This window comes from Bombella sp. ESL0385 (genome assembly GCF_009725755.1).
Classification (GTDB): Bacteria; Pseudomonadota; Alphaproteobacteria; order Acetobacterales; family Acetobacteraceae; genus Bombella; species Bombella pollinis.
In genome coordinates, this window is sequence record NZ_WNIJ01000001.1 from 1,129,745 (window position 1) to 1,149,200 (window position 19,456).

The 19,456-nt window shown below is 53.4% G+C and carries 18 protein-coding genes and 1 pseudogene; 4 read left to right on the forward strand and 15 right to left on the reverse strand.

All coding sequences use genetic code 11. The features are described from left to right. Position 1 precedes the first annotated feature (1 nt). Together GM557_RS05215 and GM557_RS05220 are read left to right on the forward strand one after the other, a co-directional pair. The gene (locus GM557_RS05215; protein ID WP_155573246.1) at positions 2-901 is read left to right on the forward strand and encodes a lysophospholipid acyltransferase family protein; all 900 of its coding nucleotides are present in this window, start codon (positions 2-4) and stop codon (positions 899-901) included. Positions 902-1,081: 180 nt separating this feature from the next. Continuing rightward, entirely contained in the window at positions 1,082-1,465 is a 384-nt protein-coding gene (locus GM557_RS05220; protein WP_155573247.1) for a hypothetical protein, read from the forward strand. Between the two features lie 56 nt (positions 1,466-1,521). On the opposite strand, the gene GM557_RS05225 is transcribed toward GM557_RS05220, so the two are convergent. After that, positions 1,522-2,997 carry a penicillin-binding protein activator gene (locus tag GM557_RS05225; RefSeq protein ID WP_155573248.1) on the reverse strand — a complete coding sequence of 492 codons (1,476 nt, stop codon included), beginning with the start codon at positions 2,995-2,997 and terminating at the stop codon, positions 1,522-1,524. 47 nt (positions 2,998-3,044) lie between these two features. Here GM557_RS05225 and rsmI point away from each other — a divergent pair, with 47 nt between their 5' ends. Then, a complete protein-coding gene (gene rsmI / locus GM557_RS05230) occupies positions 3,045-3,881 on the forward strand; it encodes a 16S rRNA (cytidine(1402)-2'-O)-methyltransferase (protein WP_370513447.1) in 837 nt (278 codons plus the stop codon). Here rsmI and GM557_RS05235 read toward each other — a convergent pair. The 3 genes from GM557_RS05235 to GM557_RS05245 all read right to left on the reverse strand — a co-directional run bounded on the left by GM557_RS05235 (position 3,878) and on the right by GM557_RS05245 (position 6,761). After that, positions 3,878-4,507: an outer membrane lipoprotein carrier protein LolA gene (locus GM557_RS05235; protein ID WP_155573250.1), complete on the reverse strand. Its 630-nt coding sequence runs from the start codon at positions 4,505-4,507 to the stop codon at positions 3,878-3,880. The two genes, rsmI and GM557_RS05235, sit on opposite strands and share 4 nt — an antisense overlap. A gap of 18 nt (positions 4,508-4,525) precedes the next feature. After that, entirely contained in the window at positions 4,526-5,911 is a 1,386-nt protein-coding gene (locus tag GM557_RS05240; RefSeq protein WP_155573251.1) for a glutamate--cysteine ligase, read from the reverse strand. Between the two features lie 127 nt (positions 5,912-6,038). Next, positions 6,039-6,761: a 16S rRNA (uracil(1498)-N(3))-methyltransferase gene (locus GM557_RS05245; protein ID WP_099027088.1), complete on the reverse strand. Its 723-nt coding sequence runs from the start codon at positions 6,759-6,761 to the stop codon at positions 6,039-6,041. Between the two features lie 77 nt (positions 6,762-6,838). Here GM557_RS05245 and ubiA point away from each other — a divergent pair, with 77 nt between their 5' ends. Beyond that, a complete protein-coding gene (ubiA, locus tag GM557_RS05250; protein ID WP_155573252.1) occupies positions 6,839-7,780 on the forward strand; it encodes a 4-hydroxybenzoate octaprenyltransferase in 942 nt (313 codons plus the stop codon). Here the strand turns inward: ubiA and GM557_RS05255 are convergent. From GM557_RS05255 to GM557_RS05305, 11 genes and pseudogenes are all read right to left on the reverse strand, one after another. After that, positions 7,770-9,161 (reverse strand): MFS transporter, encoded by a 1,392-nt coding sequence (locus GM557_RS05255; RefSeq protein ID WP_155573253.1) that lies wholly within the window; start codon positions 9,159-9,161, stop codon positions 7,770-7,772. The two genes, ubiA and GM557_RS05255, sit on opposite strands and share 11 nt — an antisense overlap. Next, positions 9,151-10,591, reverse strand: a pseudogene (locus GM557_RS05260) (sugar porter family MFS transporter). The gene GM557_RS05255 and the pseudogene GM557_RS05260 overlap by 11 nt, the downstream one beginning before the upstream one ends. Before the next feature lie 85 nt (positions 10,592-10,676). After that, the gene (der, locus tag GM557_RS05265; RefSeq protein ID WP_155573530.1) at positions 10,677-12,044 is read right to left on the reverse strand and encodes a ribosome biogenesis GTPase Der; all 1,368 of its coding nucleotides are present in this window, start codon (positions 12,042-12,044) and stop codon (positions 10,677-10,679) included. Further along, a complete protein-coding gene (locus GM557_RS05270; protein ID WP_155573254.1) occupies positions 12,037-13,446 on the reverse strand; it encodes a PQQ-binding-like beta-propeller repeat protein in 1,410 nt (469 codons plus the stop codon). Before GM557_RS05270 ends, der begins: the two co-directional genes overlap by 8 nt. Continuing rightward, on the reverse strand, positions 13,443-14,135 hold the full coding sequence (locus GM557_RS05275; protein WP_155573255.1) for a tetratricopeptide repeat protein: 693 nt from the start codon (positions 14,133-14,135) through the stop codon (positions 13,443-13,445). The genes GM557_RS05270 and GM557_RS05275 overlap by 4 nt, the downstream gene beginning before the upstream one ends. Positions 14,136-14,240: 105 nt before the next feature. After that, a complete protein-coding gene (locus GM557_RS05280; RefSeq protein WP_155573256.1) occupies positions 14,241-15,563 on the reverse strand; it encodes a dihydroorotase in 1,323 nt (440 codons plus the stop codon). Between the two features lie 51 nt (positions 15,564-15,614). After that, on the reverse strand, positions 15,615-16,523 hold the full coding sequence (locus GM557_RS05285) for a glycosyltransferase family 9 protein (RefSeq protein ID WP_370513432.1): 909 nt from the start codon (positions 16,521-16,523) through the stop codon (positions 15,615-15,617). Then, positions 16,520-17,215, reverse strand: a complete 696-nt coding sequence (gene dnaQ, locus GM557_RS05290; protein WP_099027095.1) for a DNA polymerase III subunit epsilon — start codon at positions 17,213-17,215, stop codon at positions 16,520-16,522. The genes GM557_RS05285 and dnaQ overlap by 4 nt, the downstream gene beginning before the upstream one ends. After that, positions 17,212-17,847: a dephospho-CoA kinase gene (gene coaE, locus GM557_RS05295; protein WP_155573257.1), complete on the reverse strand. Its 636-nt coding sequence runs from the start codon at positions 17,845-17,847 to the stop codon at positions 17,212-17,214. The genes dnaQ and coaE overlap by 4 nt, the downstream gene beginning before the upstream one ends. Positions 17,848-17,849: 2 nt before the next feature. Continuing rightward, complete coding sequence (locus GM557_RS05300; RefSeq protein ID WP_155573532.1) at positions 17,850-18,680, reverse strand: shikimate dehydrogenase; 831 nt, start codon at positions 18,678-18,680, stop codon at positions 17,850-17,852. Beyond that, positions 18,680-19,447 carry an N-formylglutamate amidohydrolase gene (locus GM557_RS05305; protein ID WP_155573533.1) on the reverse strand — a complete coding sequence of 256 codons (768 nt, stop codon included), beginning with the start codon at positions 19,445-19,447 and terminating at the stop codon, positions 18,680-18,682. Before GM557_RS05305 ends, GM557_RS05300 begins: the two co-directional genes overlap by 1 nt. Positions 19,448-19,456 lie beyond the last annotated feature (9 nt).

A 19,456-nucleotide genomic window follows, 5' to 3' on the forward strand; every position in this document is an offset into this window, starting at 1 on the left:
CATGAAGACTCATTTAGAAGCGTGGGGTTTAAACGGGCTGTTATGGTGCTTTAGCAAACTTCCCCCCGCTTTTGCCTCGACCCTTGGGGGGATGATAGCGCGTTCTTTGGGTCGCTTTCTGCCCTCCTCCCATAATGCGATGGTCAATCTCCAACGCGCCTTCCCCTCCGTGAGCAAGGAAGAACGACAGGCCATCATCTATAATTGTTGGGAGAATCTAGGCCGTACTTTCGCAGAATTCCCCCATCTTGCACGCTTGCCCGCTCACCCTGATAACGGGCCGGGATGGCATGTCCTAAACGACTATATTTTACACCATGCCCGTGCGCAGCAACGGCCTATTATTTTCTTCTCCGGCCATTTAGGGAATTGGGAACTCATGCCCCTTATTGTGGCGCGTTATGGCCTTACTTTCTCCCCTTTTTACCGGGCACCGAACAACCCATTGGTTGATCGTCTCCTCTGCCAATTACGCCGCAATATTGTTAATCAACCCGTGCCATTCTTTCCTAAAGGCAAGCAAGGGGCGTTAGAAGCCATACGTCACCTCGCTAAGGGTGGGCATCTTGGTGTATTAGGCGACCAGAAAATGAATGACGGGATAGAGGTCTCCTTCTTCGGCCACCCCACCATGACAGCCCCCGCCACAGCTGCCTTGGCCCTACGCTTTAATGCCTTAATCGTCACCGGCCGGGTTTGGCGAGATGGGCCTGCACGCCTTACCTTAGAGGTCTGCTCCTGTCTAGACCCACACATGATGGTTCCCCCTTCCTCATCCCGCCAAGAGAAAATCCATCATCTAACACAGCATCTTAATGACCAACTGGAATCATGGATTACAGAACGGCCGAGTGATTGGCTCTGGCTACATCGCCGCTGGGAAAAAAAGTATTATCGATAACAATATGGTAACTTCCCTCTAGTCATGCGCTCAAAACATGGTAGGATTGCAAAATAGGAACCAACTCATAAGGATTGCGTGTTTCCATTCATTTTTTGCATAACACGCACAGCTTTAAGAGGATGTTCATAGAGGAATGTGGCAGCACAATTGCCCGTTCTTATAAAAGGAGATGCTGACATGGCTCAAAAAGCGTTTCGTGTGGCAGATCGTGCCGCTACTGCCTCCTCCGCCCAACAGGGCTCTGCCATTATCATCCCTTTTCGTCAGAAGATTCTCCCACGCCATCATCACTATCTCGCCCAATGGCTAACCGCGAGCGAACCGATGGGGATTCTTGATGCCTCGATTGAGACTATGGTTGAGGAGCCTTCCCCTCTCATTGTGATTTGGGTACGGGAAAATGCAGACCCTGCTTATCTCATCCGCTTAGAGGGGCCGCAATGGGTGTTGATGGATTGCCTAAGAGAGCATGAGCTTGGCCGTTATACAGATTTGAGCGCGGCACTCCATACAATTCGTCCCGTTCTCCCTCTCTCACCCGAACATACAGCATCTTGTTAAGAAAAAGCCCGCCTAAACATACAGGCGGGCTTTTTTCTATCTATGAGGCACGCCCTTTAGAAATCCGCTGGAAGAGGTGTCTCTTTTGGCTCCTCAGCTTTTTTAGCAGCGGGTGTTGCTGCTGGTGTCGCCGTTGTCAAAGCTGAAGGGGCTGTTAAGTCACGCGAAGCAGGGATAATTATTTGGCTCCCCCCACCGGGGACGATTTGATACACCCCCAAGGCCCGCAACATACGCCCATCAGCCCGTAAATGGAACAAACCATCAATCCCAATATAGCCCTTTGGCTGGGTTAAAGACTCGGTCGTTAAACGATTTTGACGAATCAACGCACCAGCTAACGCAGCGGCATCATAAGCATAATCGGACACGGGCGATGGTGGGCGGTGATAGCTGTTTTGATAGGTCTGCACATAGCCACTACGAAGCTGCTCATCAAACGCAACATACCAGGCTCCGTGGAGGTCCCCCAATTTGCCATCAAAGGCGCGCCATAACATCGGCCCTAAAATACGAATTTGCGGTGTTAAAAGCTGATTCGCCTTTAGGGCCTCAATGACATGAGCAAGGTCTAAGCCTGTATCACCCAGCAATAACGCATCAAACGGCACAGAGGGCACTGATGAGGCCGAAGCGGTAGATGCTGTAGAGGCAGTTGGAGAGGATGAAGACGTAGAAGCCGCTGGCGCATCATTCTCCGCTAACGGGTCCTCTGCTGAGGGACCAGCCTCTTTAGGCTCTGGCGCGGCTGGTGTTGAGGTGGGCGTTGACGTGGGGGTTGATGGAGACGCTGCGGCGGCTACCCCATGGCTTAATTGCGCCATTTTCTGCGTAATATCGTTGATATCACTGCTATGATAAATGATTTTAGGCACGTCCAACCCTGCCTCTTGGCAGGTTAATGTTAGCCCTTCCCCTAAAGCATGGCCAAAAGCTGTATCAGGTAAGAACGCAGCAAGATGCTTCCGCCCATCTGTCCGCGCAGCATCCACAAGCCGCCGCACTTGTTGCTCCGGTGTTAAGCCCATCACCCACACACCTGGCCGCGCTTGTGTAACATCACTTGTAAAGGCCAGCTCCGGCACATGAGCCGATTGCAACACGGAAGCTACCGCTTGTGTATCAGCCGCTGTTAAAGGGCCAAGGACAATCTTATCACCACTCTCCAACGCCATTTGGGCTGCATGAGCAGGGCCTTCCGCCTCGGCACTATCAAACACATCAAGGGCGGGGGATTGGCCATCTGGCAAAGCAAGGCGCGCGGCCTCTTGCATACGTTGGCCAATAGCTGCATGAGGGCCCGTCAGCGGGACGACCAAACCTACACGAGCCGGTTTTTCCACAACAGGGGCAGGATGTGCAAAGAGGTCTGCCCCTTTATCGACTTCCTCCCGACCGCCACACGCTGTGAGCAAAAGAAAAACGCCCGCCGTGACTATCGTACGGCCATGTTTCCTCTTGCCGCGCCCCTGCCCATCGCGGCTATAAGGGATAGAGCAGCTCTTTAAGGATGGCGATGTCTGACAAACCATATACTTCCCCCGTTAACGGATCGTTCCCCTCTTCTACCGGGCAGCTCATACTTGTGGCAACGCCTATTGGGAACCTTACCGATATTAGCCAACGCGCGCTTGAGGCTCTCAAGACAGCAAACGCCATCTTATGCGAAGATACACGCGTTACCACAAAATTATTACGCCATTATGGCATCAATAATCAGCTTATTCCCCTCCATGACCATAATGAGCAAGAGCGCATCCCCACTGTGATTGAACAATTACAGCAAGGCCAATGCCTCGCACTCGTCTCCGATGCGGGAACACCGATTGTCTCTGACCCCGGCTATCGGCTTGTGCGCGCTGCTCAAGAGGCCGAGATTGCCGTCACCTCTTTACCGGGGGCAAATGCGGCCATCACCGCTTTAACCCTCTCAGGCTTGCCACCACACCCTTTTATGTTCCTTGGTTTTCCACCACGCGGGGAAGCAAGACGACAACATTTTGCCGCCCTCCGCGCTATGGAACAAGCAGGCTTAACCGCAACATTATTATGGTATGAATCCCCCCATCGCCTGCTTGATACATTGCACACACAACAACAAGTCTTTGGTGCAGACCGAGCCGCAGCCATAGGACGGGAATTAACCAAGCATTTTGAAGAAATGCGCCGCGGCACTATTGCCGAACTCATTGCCCATTTTGAGGCAAACCCACCGCGTGGTGAGATTACCCTCCTCCTCGGCCCACCAGAAGCCGCAGAAACAGGCGCGTTAGAGCTAGACCATGCACTAGAGGACGCCTTGAAAACACATTCCGTTAAAGATGCTGCAAGCCTCGTAGCGGGGATTGTCACCCTCCCAAAACGCACTGTTTATCAACGCGCCTTGGAATTAGCCAAACGGAAGAAAAGCTCTTAATCATCTTCCTTCGGCAAGGTGAATTGCCCCGCCGCAATCGGCATCCCTGTACGGATATTCGTAAAATGCACAACCGTTTTATGGCTTTGTGCGTCTAACACTGTCCATCCCTTCAAAGTGAGGGGCTGAGCAGCGAAATAGAGCGTCATCTCCCCCTCACTTGGGTTTTCCGTCCTCGTGACACGCAAGCGAATCTCATTGCCACGTTGCTCATAATCCAGAATCGTTACATCACCTGAGAAGCGTGGGTCAGGCCGTAACAGCAACCCCAACGGGGTATGCTCCAAGGGGATGGTCGTAACCTGCCCTATGCTGCGGTCCTGAAACACCACTTTCCCCTCATTAGCTACTAGTAAGAGCGGGCTTGGTGGATCGTATGAAAAACGCATCTGCCCCGGCCGCTCTAACAAGACCGTGCCCGTGACTGTGCCATTCTGCTCACTGAGTTGCTCAAAACGTGCTTGAAAGGTTTTTGTCGCTTTCAAGCTCGATTCAATCTTATGCACCCAACCTTGCTGCGCCGGGGTAAGGGATGCCGCAGCATATGCCTCCTTCCCTAGAGCCATGACCCCACTGCCTAAGCTAATAGCCATCGCGCAAGCGGTTATGATATGTTTTATCTTCATCTGACCACTCCGCCTTACTTATAAAGAGATATCCGCAGCTTGGAAAATGGGCCGCACATCCTCACGCCATGCCCCATAATATTGCTCTAACCAGCGTTCGGCTTGTGTTTTAGCCCCATCAGCAATCTCATAAAGCGGTGCGAGGTAATATTCCTCCCCATAATTACGCGCTTTTAGGCCACGTTCCGAAAGCTCCAAAACCCGCTTAGCAAGAGGGCGCAACCCACCGGGGAATGGCGCATCCATAGCTTTCTCGACAACCAATTCCGCAAGGGATTGATATTGTAGCCAAGGCTGCTCCTTCACCAGCTGTTCCGCCTCAGCCAACACATCAGGGTCATAGAACAGCCCGACCCAGAAGGCCGATTGTGCAATCATCATAGACGGATTGCCCGCATCAGCCCCGCGCATCTCTAAAAACTGCTTCAACCGCACATCAGGGAATAATGTTGTGAGATGGTCCTCAAAATCCCCAAGGGTGGGACGTAGGCCCATTAAAGGCTCTTGTTGCTCCCCAGCCAACCATTTACGGAAGGAACAGCCTGCAACATCAAGGTTATGCCCATCCCGATTGACAAAATACATCGGGACATCCAACGCCCAATCCACATAACGCTCAAACCCAAAGCCTTCCTCAAAGAAAGGCGTGGGCTGGCCACTCCGCTGGTTATCCGTATCCAACCAGATATAAGCCCTATTAGAGAGACGGCCAGTTGGCTTACCCTCTGCGAATGGAGAATTGGCCATCAGCGCGGTAATAAGCGGCTGTAAGGCAAGGGAGACGCGCATTTTGCGCGCCATATCGGCCTCGCTGGAGAAATCAAGATTCACCTGCACAGTGCAGGTACGCGTCATCATATCCAGCCCACGCCGCCCAACTTTCGGCATATAACGGCGCATAATCGCATAGCGGCTTTTGGGCATCCACGGCATGGCATCACGTGGCCAAAGCGGCTGGAATCCCAAAGGGGCAAAGCCCAAACCCAACTCCCGCGCAGGCCCACTAATCTGCTGGAAATGAGCAATCATCTCCTGCTCTGTCTCTTGCAGCGTCCGCACGGGTGCGCCAGAGAGCTCAAATTGCCCCGCAGGCTCCAGGGAGATGGAACGTCCCTTATGCGCCCCAGCACCTTTTAGGCCAATAATATGCCCATTATCGCGGATAGCCTGCCAGTCTGGCCCTTCCAAAGCGGTTAAAAGGGCTTCAATCCCTTCTGGTTCGTAAGCTGGTGGGGCAAAAGGCTTTAAATCCCCCCGCGCACGCTCTGGCAGGCGGAAGCCGAACTTCTCATGCTCTGTCCCAATCCGCCACGCCTCTTGCGGCTTACAGCCCTTAGCGAGAACATCAATAAGCTGCGCTTTATTTTCAATTGGAGCTGTATTGCTCTCACCTGGATTGGACATACACAAAACCTTACCGGCTATAATTCATCTTAATACGCTATAGGACCGCCAGAATTGTCCGTAAGCCAGAGACTGCATATTAGGGGTCATCATGATGCTCATTCAAGAGACCAGCACAGAATCCCCTTTATCGTACCGCCATAATCTGCGCTAGAGCAGCACAAGCAGCCGTATCAGCCCGCAAAATACGCGGCCCTAAAGAAAAAGACTGCACAGCCTCATGCCGCGTTAGACGGTGGATTTCATCCTCCGCAAAACCTCCCTCCGGCCCAATGAGCAGCGCATCACATGAAGACGGTGCCCCACCTTGGCCAACACGCTCCAACGCAACAGTTAAGGTACGCCGGTTAGGCCAACGGGCCAGCACAGCGGCCAATGGCTCTAACGGCATAATCTCTGGGACATCCAACCGCTCGCATTGCTCTGCGGCTTCCTGCGCGATAACGGCTAGACGCTCCAAATTAAGGCGATGCGTATTCGTCCTAGCTGTCACAACAGGGCGAAAGCGCGTTACCCCAAGCTCCGTCCCCATGCGAATAACTAACTCCGTCGCATCGCGCTTTAATGGGGCAAAAAGCAGCTCTATCCCCTTTGTCTCCTCCTGCGGGCGCAGGCAAGAGCGCAACCGTGCAGAGCCACGCTGCTTTTGTAAGCTCTCAATCTCGGCATGCCATTCGCCATCGCGCCCATTAAACAGCACAACAGCGTCCCCCACCTGCAAACGCATGACCTTACCTAGATAATGCGCCTGCCCTGCAGAAAGCTCAATAATCGCGCCCTCATCCCAAGGGAAAGCGGATTCGACAATAAAAAGGCGTGGTTCTGTACGGCTCATAATCTCTAAGGGCATAACGCGTTCCCTCACAGCTTGCCAGAGATGATGATAAAATATTGACCTCCCCCTCATTCTCGCTAAGCACTAACTTTATGATTCAAAAACATCCTCATACTGATATTTGCCATAATGGCCTCATCGGGCGGCTTGGTGAGCCGTGGCGGTCCTACGCGCTTCTTGCCCGTTTAGACCGGCCCGTTGGCACATGGCTCCTCTTTCTCCCCGGCGTGTTTGGCATTTTCCTTGCGGCTCAAGGCCCCAGCTTGCAAAAACGGCTCCTCTATGTCGGGCTATTTGCCATTGGCTCACTGCTAATGCGCTCTGCAGGATGTGTAATTAACGATATATGGGACCGCAAAATTGACGCCCAAGTCTCTCGCACGGCAGGCCGTCCCCTCGCCAGTGGGGCTCTCAGCCTAAGACAAGGAATCGGGCTGCTCGTCCTTCTTCTGTTAGGCGGGCTGGCTGTCCTCCTCGCTTTACCACCCTTCTGCTGGGCCTTAGCTCCTGTCGCGATGCTCTTTGTGACATTCTACCCCACCGCAAAACGCCTCACATGGTGGCCACAACTTGTGATGGGCTTCACCTTCGGCTTTGGGGCCCCTATGGGCTACGCTGCCAGCCAAGAGAATATCGATCTACCGGGGATACTCCTCTATAGTGGGGTTATCCTCTGGCAACTCGGTTTTGATACGATTTACGGCTTCCAAGATATGGAAGATGATGCACGCATTGGCGTGAAATCGACCTCACGTTTAATGCTCAGCCATGCCCGCTTATTTGTTGGGCTTTGCTATGGGCTGACGATGGCCTTCTTTGCCGGGGCGGCTTACACAGCACACCTGGCACCGGCCTTTTGGCTGCCTTTCCTCCTCGCTGGCCTGATGATGGCCTATCAGGTGAAACGCCTCACCCCCCATGATGCGCCACTCTGCCTCTGTTTCTTCAAGCAGAATGTCCTAATAGGCCTCATACTGGCATGCGCCTTTGTCCTAGGACGCTTGGGAGTTAACGGGGGGCCACTCAGCTTTTAAATAAAATCCGCCCCGCACTCAGCATAGCCCCAAAAAAGGCCACAAACGCCGCCGCTCCTAAGCAAATGAAGGCAGGGTGAGAAAATAAGGTAAACAACCCTGCCACCAGCAAAGCCCCCGTTGTTTGGCCAGAGAGACGCGCTACGGACAACATCCCGCTTGCTCCCCCTTCGCGCCCCGGCGGGGCTGTAACCATAATCGCGCGATTATTAGGCGGTTGGAAAAAACCAAACCCCATACCCGCTAATAAAGTCCGCCATGCAATGGCACTATTGCTCGCATCCAATGGCAAAGTACAGAGTAAAATAAAGCCAATACAGGTTATCAACAGCCCAATGGAGGACAATAACGATGCAGGGAAACGATCAGCAATTTTCCCCACCGTGAAGGACATAACCGCAACCCCTACGGCCCAAGGGGCAATCAACAACCCAACTGTTGCTGGGTTTTTATGAAAAGCAACAGCCAAGGTGAAAGGCATCGCCACAATATACAGGTTGGACGCCACAAAACCACAAAAGCTTACCAAACATGCGACAAGAAACGGCACACGTTTGAGCAAATCCAGAGGGACAATTGGCTCAGGCCGTTTTTTCTGCCAGCGTAAGAGCAACCACCAGCTCACCAAACTCCAACCTGTCAGACCCGCTCCCCAGCCTATATCACCGTGCATGAAGCCATCTAGCCCCACACCTAAAAGTGTGAAGGACACGACTGTAAGGATAGAGCCGGGAATGTCAGTTTTCACATCGCTACGCGGTGTTTTAGGTAAAGCACGGCTCGCTAGTAAAATAGCCGCGCCGCCCAAGGGTAGGTTAATCCAAAATATCCACGGCCATGAGGCAATAGAGAGGATAAACGAACCAATAGTCGGCCCTAATGCCACCCCTAACCCAATGAATAACCCATTGAGTGCAATCCCTTTACCAATCAATTTATGAGGGTAAATAAAACGTACGAGCGCAATATTCACACTCATAATGCAGGAGCTACCAATCCCTTGTAACGCGCGGGCTAAGGTAAGCTCTAACATATTTTGGGATACAGCACAGGCTACCGAGGCGATGAGGAATAAAACAATCCCTAACTGGCTCATCCGCCCAAAGCCAACCCGCGCCCCAAGAGCAGCTAACGGCAAAAGACACGCCAAATTCGCAAGCTGATAAGCATTGATCACCCAAATCGCCTGCGATGGAGACGAATGCATATCCATAGCGATGGTCGGCAATGCCACATTCGCAACGGAATAATCCAAAATTGATAGCATCAAGGCTAAAATGACCGATGACATCGCCTTGACACGCTGCATCCCATATAGGCCAGCATGTCTCTCCGGGTCGTATTCGCCCTCTAAGCTGGGGTCAGCTATCTTACTGCTCATGCTCTCTCTGCTCTCCTAAATGGCGCAGGGAGACCCCTGCAAAAAGATTAGCCTCTATTTGCTCCAAAGACGTACCCTTTGTCTCTGGCACAAAACCTAATGTGATGAGAAGGAATATACCATTAAACACCGCAAAAAGGACAAACGTCCCTGATGCCCCCATCACCAGCATCATAAGGGGGAATATGCTGGAAATCACCCAATTTGCCACCCAATTTGTCACCGTGGAGCAACCAATACCAAAATCCCGCCCGCGTGTAGGTTGCACCTCAGAGCATAAAGCCCAGACCAACGGCCCTTCCCCAATAGCAAACCCCGCCACAAAAAGAAGGATAAACCCACAAAGCAAAAAGGAGGCCGTTACACTCTCCCCACCATAGGCCAGAACAGTACTAACCCCTACCAAAGCTCCCCCAACAATCGCGCAGCTTGCTAGCAAAAGAGGACGCCGGCCCCAACGGTCTGCAAACATAATCGCCACACCGGTAAAGACCATATTCGTCAAGCCAACGAGTGTAGTCGCCCAAACAGAGGCATTCACGCCAAAATGAGCAGCCTCAAACACGCGCGGCGCATAATATAAAAGCGCGTTAATCCCGCTAAGTTGCTGCATAATTTGCAGCACAATCCCTAAAAATACGGACCGTCTGAAATGACGATTACTACGGAATAACCCAAAGCCAGCATCACTACTTTTAGAGAGGCGGCTATGAATATCGGCAAGCTCTGCCTCGGCTACTTCTTCATCAGAGCGAAGAACACGCAGGGACCGTACGGGCACGCTCTGTATCGCCCCGCATCATCAACCAACGCGGGCTTTGGGGAAGTATCAACACCACAATAAGGAACAATATAGCTGGTAGAGCCATGATGCCTAACATCCACCGCCAATGCCCCCCTGAGGACAAAAAGCTATCGGAAATAAAGGCAAGGAAAATCCCCAATGAAACCATGAGTTGATAGAAAGAAATCATCGCCCCACGAGCGGATTCTACCGTGATTTCGGAAATATAAAGCGGGGCGGCAAAGGCGGCTACACCAACAGCAAGCCCTAATAAAACGCGCCCGACAATCATCACCCCCACATCAGGAGCAAAAGCGCAAAAAAGCGTCCCTATTAGGAAGAAAATACCCGCCCCTAGCATGGCCCCTGTTCGGCCAAAGGAGACGGAAATGCGCCCAGCAAACATAGCTCCAAAGGCTGCACCTGCCATCATGGAGGAGACAATCCACCCTTGCAAAACAGGCCCCGCATGGAAATCCACCGCCATAAAAGGCAACGCACCAGCAACAACACCCGTATCCAACCCGAACATCAGCCCAGATAAAGCGGCAAGAATCCCCAATATTGTGGCACGTCCTGTAGCTTTTTGGCCCGCTGGAGGAGCAGATCCACCCTCCTGCGGAGCTACCGGTGTTACGCCTACCATGATGTCTCCCTAGCCACACTCTACGATACCTCTCCGGTACGAAGCATCGGGGACTATGAACTTATTGGCCCAATCTGCAATCTTTTTAATGCTCGTTTTGCTTCACAAAAGGGTTACGGCTACCCCGCAGGAGCAATCTTATCGGCGTACCGGGAAGATGGAATGTCTCCCGCAACCCATTGATAAGATAACGCTTATAGCTATCGGGCAGTTGTTCCGCCCGCGTCCCAAAGAGCACAAAAGTGGGAGGGCGGCTCTTTGCCTGCGTCATGTAACGCAATTTTAAACGCCGACCATCCACAAGGGGAGGCTGGTGTTTTTCCACCGCTTCTTCAAACCAACGGTTTAAATCGCTTGTCCCCACGCGAGCATTCCATACCTCGCCTGCACGGCGCACAGCGGGCAAAAGGCGATTTAGCCCTTCACCTGTTAGAGCGGAGAACGTGACCACTTCAATCCCCCGCATTTGCGCGAGTGATATTTCAATCCGTCCCGCAATGGCCTTACGTGTTGCTTGACGCTCCTTTACCGCATCCCATTTATTAAGGGCCAGCACACATGCCCGCCCTTCTCGCTCGATCAACCGTGCGATTTGCAAATCTTGCTCATCCACACCGCGCTCGGCATCCAACACAAGGATAACGACTTCCGCCATCTTCATTGCCTCAATAGAGGCAGAGACAGAGACGCGTTCTAACCCTTCCTGTACACGCGCACGTTTACGCATGCCCGCTGTATCGACAATCTCAATCGGCCCAATGTCATCCTCTAGCCCAACGCTAACAGCATCGCGTGTTAAGCCAGCCTCCGGGCCGGTAATCATGCGCTCCTCACCGAGCAAACTATTCAAAAGGGTGGATTTCCCCGCATTAGGACGGCCAATAATAGCGATGCGAAGCGGCTTTTCCCCATCATGCTCCGCAAGTGTATCTTCATCAGGGAGAAGGCTTGCAATCTCTCCCATAAGGTCCGCCAGACCTTCCCCATGCTCAGCAGAGACCGCAAGAGGCGTCCCTAAACCTAGGGAATAAGCCTCCATCGCAGCCTCGGCCCCTGCACGGCCCTCCGCCTTATTCGCCACAAGGAGAACGGGGCGGTTCTGCCGCCGCAGCCAATTGGCAAAATGCTCATCCGCGGGAGTGATACCAGCCCGCACATCAACACAGAAAACCACCAAATCCGCTTGCGTAATACCCTGCTCTGATGAGGCGCGCATACGGCCAAAGAGAGTCTCTGGAGCGGCTTCTTCCAACCCGGCTGTATCAACAAGGCGCACACGCCGCCCGCGCAACATCGCTACGCCGTCTTTACGATCACGCGTTACGCCGGGCACGTCCGACACAATGGCCTGACGCCGCCCAACAAGCCGGTTGAAAATGGTGGATTTCCCAACATTTGGCCGTCCTGCGATAACGACAACCGGCAGTCGGCCTGATTCAAATTGCTCAACCATAGGCGCGTAAGACACCATCATCGCTTAGGACAAGCAGCTGCCCATCACACACAATCGGCTGAACTTGGCAGGATGATGGCGTGTCAATCTTCCCGATATCGCTCCCTGTTTGGGCATCAATAATCACCATGCCGCCGCGCTTCATACTGGAGAGGCAAACAAGCTTATTATTCAACAAGATTGGGCCTGTCCATTGAATGCCCTTTTTCTCGTGTTTTGGGTCTTCAAAGCGGGTTAGCTGCTTCACCCAACGCACTTGCCCACTCACCCGGTCGAGGCAAGCAAGCTGCTGATCTAGCGAAATAACATAGAGCCAATCACCACAAATGCAGAGCGGGGACTGACCGCTCACCTCACGCTCCCACAAACGGCGGCCGGAGCGCATATCAATCGCTACCAGCACGCGCGAGAGAGAAATTGCATAGGCTGTACCATCCACCACGACAGGGCCACCGCGCACACAAGCGAAGTCCAGCATCGCACCGAGCCCGTTGCCTCCGCCAAGGCTATCGCTCCATACAATCTCACCAGAGGCTGCACGAAGGGCCACGAGGTCGCCACTACCAAAACCGACAACCACAATGCCATTCACCACAGCCGGAGCCCCTGCCCCAAACAAGCTCGTACTCACATTGGTGGCTTGATAGGTCCAACGCTGTTTACCCGTGCTGGCCTCCAGCGCAAATAACCGGGCATCAATAGTGGTAAAGAACATCAAACCATCAACGATGGTTGGGGCAGAGCGGCCCGGCGTACCAATATCAACAGCCCATTTCTGCTTCCCTGTTGCGGCATCTAAAGCAAGAGCTTGGGCAATGCCATCCACAACATAAAGCGTATCGTCAACCAGCGCGATGCCGCCACCAATATTAGTCGAGCGTGTTTTACGCGCGGGCTGGCAATGCCATAGCAGCTTACGATCCGGCCAGCTCCAAGCGCGAATAGCCCCTTGAGCATCCACCGTAAAGAGCCGCCCGCCCCCTATAACGGGAGAGGATTGCAAAGCCCCACGGCGATTAGGCATGAAGAATATATTGGACAGCCAACCAACTTCCTTCACAGCGGCACCGATAGATTGGCTCCATAGCTGACGCGTGCCATTCCATGCCGCATTTACAGCCTCATGAGAGGGCTCTCGACCTTCTTGCGTCCATTGATGAATAGGCTGCACCGCAGGTAAATGAACAGCCGTTTTATCATGCGGATCTACCGTCAAACCCGCCCCGGTGGAGAGGACATCAATACGCCGGCCGGGGAGAACCGTCTTTTTAGGATCATCTGCAAAAATGCCGCAACCTGCAAGCCCGGCCATCGCCGCAACAGAGCAAGCCCCTTTTAGAACAGACCGCCGAGATGTCTTTACAGGCTGGCCAAGCGAAGGTGAAGAAAAACGATGGCTCATCCAGCCTCTCCTAATGTTTGTAATAACATCCCAGCCCGTTGACGCAGGCCCTCTGTACTATCGGGGGAGGATTGCACTTGCTGTAAAAGGCGACGTGCCTCCTCATGGTCTGTCTTTGTGCTACCCGGTGCAAGGTCAAGCACCGCTAGGCCTTCCTTCGCAAGGGGGACCCAGCTCCCGCCCTCTTGTACTAAAGCTTGATACCCCGCCCGGAGCTCATCACGCGGGGCCGTATCCATCCGCGCATTCAACCCTCGATATTGCGCCATAGAGCGAAGAGACGTATCTGCTTTTTTATCCTCTGCAACAGCGGACCATAACTTCAAAGCGGAGGCTGTGTCATGCTCTTGCAGTTTAAGTTCCGCCAAATACATAGCAGCGTAGCTCCGCACACCCTCTGGCGCGCTTTGGGCAAGATCTTGTAAAATGCCCTCAGCTTTTTGATGCGCCGCCCCCTCTGTCACAGGCTTGCCCGACAACGCCCCAAGCAGTGACATGGCCTCAAAATAACGATTAGACGCTTGCGCTTGAGCAGTATGGAGCTGATGCTGCTTCCATCCCCAAACACCACCGCCAATGCCTGCCACAATAAGCACGCACAACACCACCACACCCACGCGCAAGCCCACGCTACGCATTTTTGCAAGGCGTTGTTCTTCCTCTAATTCTTGAAATAAATCGTCTGCCACGCCGTATCCTTAGCTGGACTGCACACACTCATTCCGTACCCTATAGCATGGCGGCTCTGCTACCAACATACTATCACGATAAAAAAACATCGCCTTCTTAACTCGTTATGGCTGAAAGCGGATAGGCTGGCCTACATTATGCGTGATAATCGCATCATCCTCCATCACCACATGACCGCGCACAATCGTCCCAACGGGCCAGCCTGTCACGTTTTTACCGTCATAAGGCGTCCACCCGGCGGGGGAGGCTATCCAGTCATTACTAATGGTGCGTTGCTTCTTCATATCCACAAGGGTGATGTCGGCATCGAACCCCACGGCGAGCCGCCCCTTATTGGGCAAGCCATAAACCCGTGCAGGGCCAGCAGCCATCACATCAACAAGGCGTGTCAGGCTCAACCGCCCCGCATTTACATGGTCCAACATCAAAGGAACAATCGTCTGCACACCCGTTAGGCCGGAGGGGCACTCCAACCAAGGGAGCTCTTTCGCATCCCTAGGGTGCGGGGCATGGTCAGAAGAAACAACATCCACCCGGCCATCACGCAAGGCGGCCCATCCAGCCTCAAAATGGCGGCGTTCATTCCTCAACGGAGGATTCATCACCGCCTTACCTCCAAGACGCTCATAGCATCCCGGCCCTTCATTGGTTAGGTGATTAACCAGAACCTCCACGGTGGCGTAACGCCGGTTCTCAGCCAGAAGGGTAAACTCCTCCTCTGTCGAGACATGAAGAATATGGATAGGCCGCCCCGTCTTATGCGATAATGCCAAGATACGCCTCGTCCCACGGATGGCACATTCAGCATCTCGCCACTCTGCATGGAGATGGTAAGGCTGACCCGGCTCAAACAGCTTCCGCCGTTCCCGCAGGCGATATTCATCCTCTGAATGGAATGAGACACGGCGATGACCCGAGCGTAGAACAGCCTCTATCCCCTCATCATCCTCAATCATCAAATCACCAGTAGAGGAACCAGCAAACACCTTCACTCCACATACGCCCTCCTCTTGCTCAAACTCAGCAAGTAAAGGGGTATTCTCCCGCGTAGCCCCGATATACATTGCGACATCTATATGGGCTGTGTCGATAATATGCTGACGCTTCCAATCCAGCATCTTTTTATCGGTCACAGTGGGGTTTGTGTTGGGCATATCAAAGACGGAGGTGATCCCCCCTAAGGCAGCAGCGCGTGTGCCTGTCTCCAACGTCTCTGCCTCAGGCTTGCCGGGGTCACGCAAATGAACGTGAGAATCAATCAGACCGGGAAGAACATAAAGCCCTGTTGCATCGATCACCTGTGCAGCTTCATCCTGCGAGGAAACACTCAGTGAGGCAATCTTCTGATCACGGACCCCAATATCCGCTTGGGCCTCCCCCCACGGGAAAATGCACCGCCCGTTCCGAATGATGAGGTCAAATCGCATGATATCTCCTTAGAGGCTTGGCCATCGCTCTATCTAAATAACGGTATAATCCTACTGTGCTCTGGCCCGTTCATAAAGAGCCAAGGCGGCATGCTGCACATTTTCCACCTTTAAGGCGGCCATATCACCCTCTCCCTCCGGGCCGGGGGCCAAAAGAACCTCTGCCCAGCGGCCTGACGGCGCATATTGGGACGCATAGCTTGGCCCAAACAACCCTAATGTTGGCACATTTAAAGCCGCCGCAAGATGCATCAGCCCCGAATCACCCCCTACAAAGAGAGAGCAACGCGCAATAAGAGCCGCTACTTGAGCAAGGCTATACTGCCCGCCCCCAATATCCAACGCATTAGGCAATAAGGCCCGTACCGGGGCGGCAAGGCGTGCTTCTCGCTCCCCCGGCCCATAAACCAAAAGGGGGCGAAACCCCCTTGCCTGCATCTGCCGCGCGAATGTCGCAAAGGATTCAACGGGCCAGATTTTATGCTCTGTCCCCGCCGTAATGGCTAAAGCGAGCCATACACCCTCATCAGGCAAAAGCGTAGCAGCATAGGCCTGCTCCTGCGCTCCTAACCATAAGGTGGGGTAATGTGCATATTGTACGCCTAAAGCGCGCGCATGTTGAGCCAGCTTTAAGCCCTTTTGCCGCCCTCCACGAACCTTATAACGCGCCCTGCTCCATACCCCATAACTGACAAGAGAGGCCCGTAAATCCACCACCGCCTCCCACCGATAACGCACAACATCGCGCCATAGAGCAAGCCAATGCTGATTATAAGGGCGTTTCTCCATTACAATCAGCCGTTCGCAACGCGGCATATAACGAAAGAGGTCACACACAGCCGGGCCGCATACGATGGTAAAATATGCCTGCGGATAGCGTGTCATCATGGCCGAAAGGGCCGCTAAAGAGATAACAGCATCCCCCAACCGATGCGCCGTGATGAACAGGACGCGCTTCACTCTCGCATCCAAAGGGGGTTATCGACCGTCTCTAAAAACTGGGCATGACGAGCTAATGTGGCTTCATCTGGCGGGGCCATAGGGCGCGGGGTACGCCCTGTTACCGCCTTACGCTTTACCCGCCCCTCTGATGAAGTTCTTTGTGTTTGCTCATTACCCAGCCCCAAACCGCGTTGTCGTCCACCGATAAGCTCTACATACACATCGGCAAGCAAGCGGCAATCAAGCAACGCATTATGCGTGCCACGCTCGGAGAGGTCGATATTAAAACGACGGCAGAGCGCATCCAAATTCGCAGGCATACCGGGGAACTTCTTCCGCGCCATAATGACTGTATCAACCGCGCGGCTTTCATAATCCAATGGTGGACGCCCGGCCCGTTTTAGCTCCGCATTGATGAACTTGAAGTCAAACGGTGCATTATGGGCTATCATCTTCCCATCACCGATGAAGGCTAAAAACTCATCAGCAATATCAGCAAAAAGGGGTTTGCCCTCCAAATCGGCCAACGTAAAACCATGCACTTTTGTGGCCTCAGCCGGGATGTCTCGCTCTGGATTAATGAGGACGTGGAAGTAATTTTCCGTCCGCAAATCATTCACCAATTCCAAAGCAGCAATCTCAATGACCCTATCGCCAGTATCAGGGTCTAGCCCTGTGGTCTCTGTATCAAAGAGGATAGAACGCGTCATATCTTCCCTTCCTGTGCAGAAGCCTCATCCCTCTCCTGCCGTAATTGCTGCAAAAAGCGATGAATCTGCCGCGCACTAAACGCACAAGACAGTCCCGTTTTTATCACGATATCGGCCCGCTGTCGTCTCTCTTGGTCTGTCATTTGGCGTGTCAGAAAGGCTTTGGCCTCCTCAACACTCATCTGCCCGCGATGTTGATGACGCTGCCGCAAACGCGCTATCCGCACAGCGAGCGGAGCCTCCACCACCATCACGGCTGTGCAATCACGCTCTGCTCCTGTTTCCCACAATAAAGGAATATCCAATACGCAAAACGGCACGCCCCGCGCCCGACACCGCGCCAAAAATGCGCGTCTTTCTTGCCTAACAAGGGGATGGATTATCTGCTCCAACCGAGGCAACACAGTTGCGTCTTGCCCGATGAGCCGCCGCAAAGCCGCACGGTCTAACTGCCCATTATGCACCACCGCAGGGAACGCCCGCTGCAAAGGCCCAATAGCCCGCCCATGAGGAACTTGTAGGCGACGCACGCAAGCATCAGCGTCAAAAACTGGGACCTTAGCACGGCGAAATAAAGCCGCGATCGTACTTTTCCCCGCTGCCATTCCCCCTGTAAGGCCCAGAACATACATAACTAAGTAAGGTCTGCCATCAAAAGGTCAAAGCTCTGCTTATCAACCTCTGGCCATAAACCAAACCACGCATGAAACCCAGCCCGCGCTTGATACAGCAACATCCCTAAGCCCTCTACAGTGCGTAACCCACGCTGTTGAGCAGCGCGCAATAAAGGAGTTTGGAGGGGGGTATAAACAATATCAGCAACACTCAACCCTAATTGAGCCTGTTGGAGGATGCTGGGCCAATCTGTCTCATCATGGCCACCCATACCAAGTGATGTCGCATTGATGAGTATCTGCATATCCCCTAAACGGGCAGGCCAATCCGCCCATGGCAACACAACCCCTGCCCCAAGGGCCGAGACTAAGGCTTCAGCCCGTGCGGTCGTCCGATTGGTGATGAAAACATCGCACCCGCAATCCTGCAGTGCTGCGGCAATCGCCCGTGCTGCCCCACCTGCACCAAGAATCAACACAGACCCGCTGGGAGATACGGCATGAGCCCGCAAATTATCGCAAAAGCCCGTGCCATCCGTACAATCACCAAGGATGCGCCCATCCTCAAAACGTAGCGTATTAGCCGCACCGGCCCTCTTTGCGGTCATTGTTAGCTCATCACATAAGCGAAAAGCCTCCTCCTTATGGGGGATTGTAACATTCACGCCGCGAAATCCCGCTGCTGCCAAGCCACGCAACGCGACCTCTAACTGCCCCGGCGCAACAGGCAGAGGGACATAAGCCCCATTGATCTGATGCACCTTACACCAATGATTATGCAACATAGGCGAGCGTGAATGGGCAACAGGCCACCCAATAACGCCCGCTAAAACCGTTTTACCATTAATCATCATGCTCTCTCTTTGCGTTGCGCCCATAAAAGCGGCAAGAGACGTGCCAAACGCTCCGCCCATGCGCGTTGCCCAGCGTCATCGGAGATTAAATCTTGCCTAATTTCAATCTCCAAAGCAGGGAGCTGACGCCGCCCTGCATGATAAGGCACGCTATATTCATTATGGCTATTTAACACATAAGGCTGATTATCCCCCACACATAACCCGCCTTCTGCCTCCAAAAGGGCACGCATAAGGCGCGCTGAATGTGGGTCATGATCATGCAAAAGGCCAATCTCCCACGGGCGCGGCTCTCCACCCTCCATAGCGGGGGTAAAGCTATGGAGAGAAACAAACAAAAACTCCCCTTTATCCCGCTGAGCAAGATGACGCTCTATCTCATCATGATAAGCATGGAGTATCTCCTCCTCCCGCGCATACCGCTCTTGCTGGGAAAGATTCTGATTCCCCGCAATCGCCGTGCCATCACTCACCGGCGGGATAGACGTTGGATGCCCTGCGGTTCGGTTACAATCAATCACCAGGCGAGAATAGACCTGCTCAATCAACAAACATCCCAAGGCGTTTTGCAGATGCCGCCCAACCTCCTTAATGCCAATATCATAAGCGATATGCCGCTCCCATGCCTGAGGAGGTACCCCCATATCCCCCAGAGATGAAGGCACAGCCCGCCCGGCATGGTCGCTAATCATCACAAAGGGACTTTCCTCCCTTGCGGGGAGACTATGATAGGGCAAAGGGTCTGCCGCGCTTAATAACGGCATGGTTGGCGC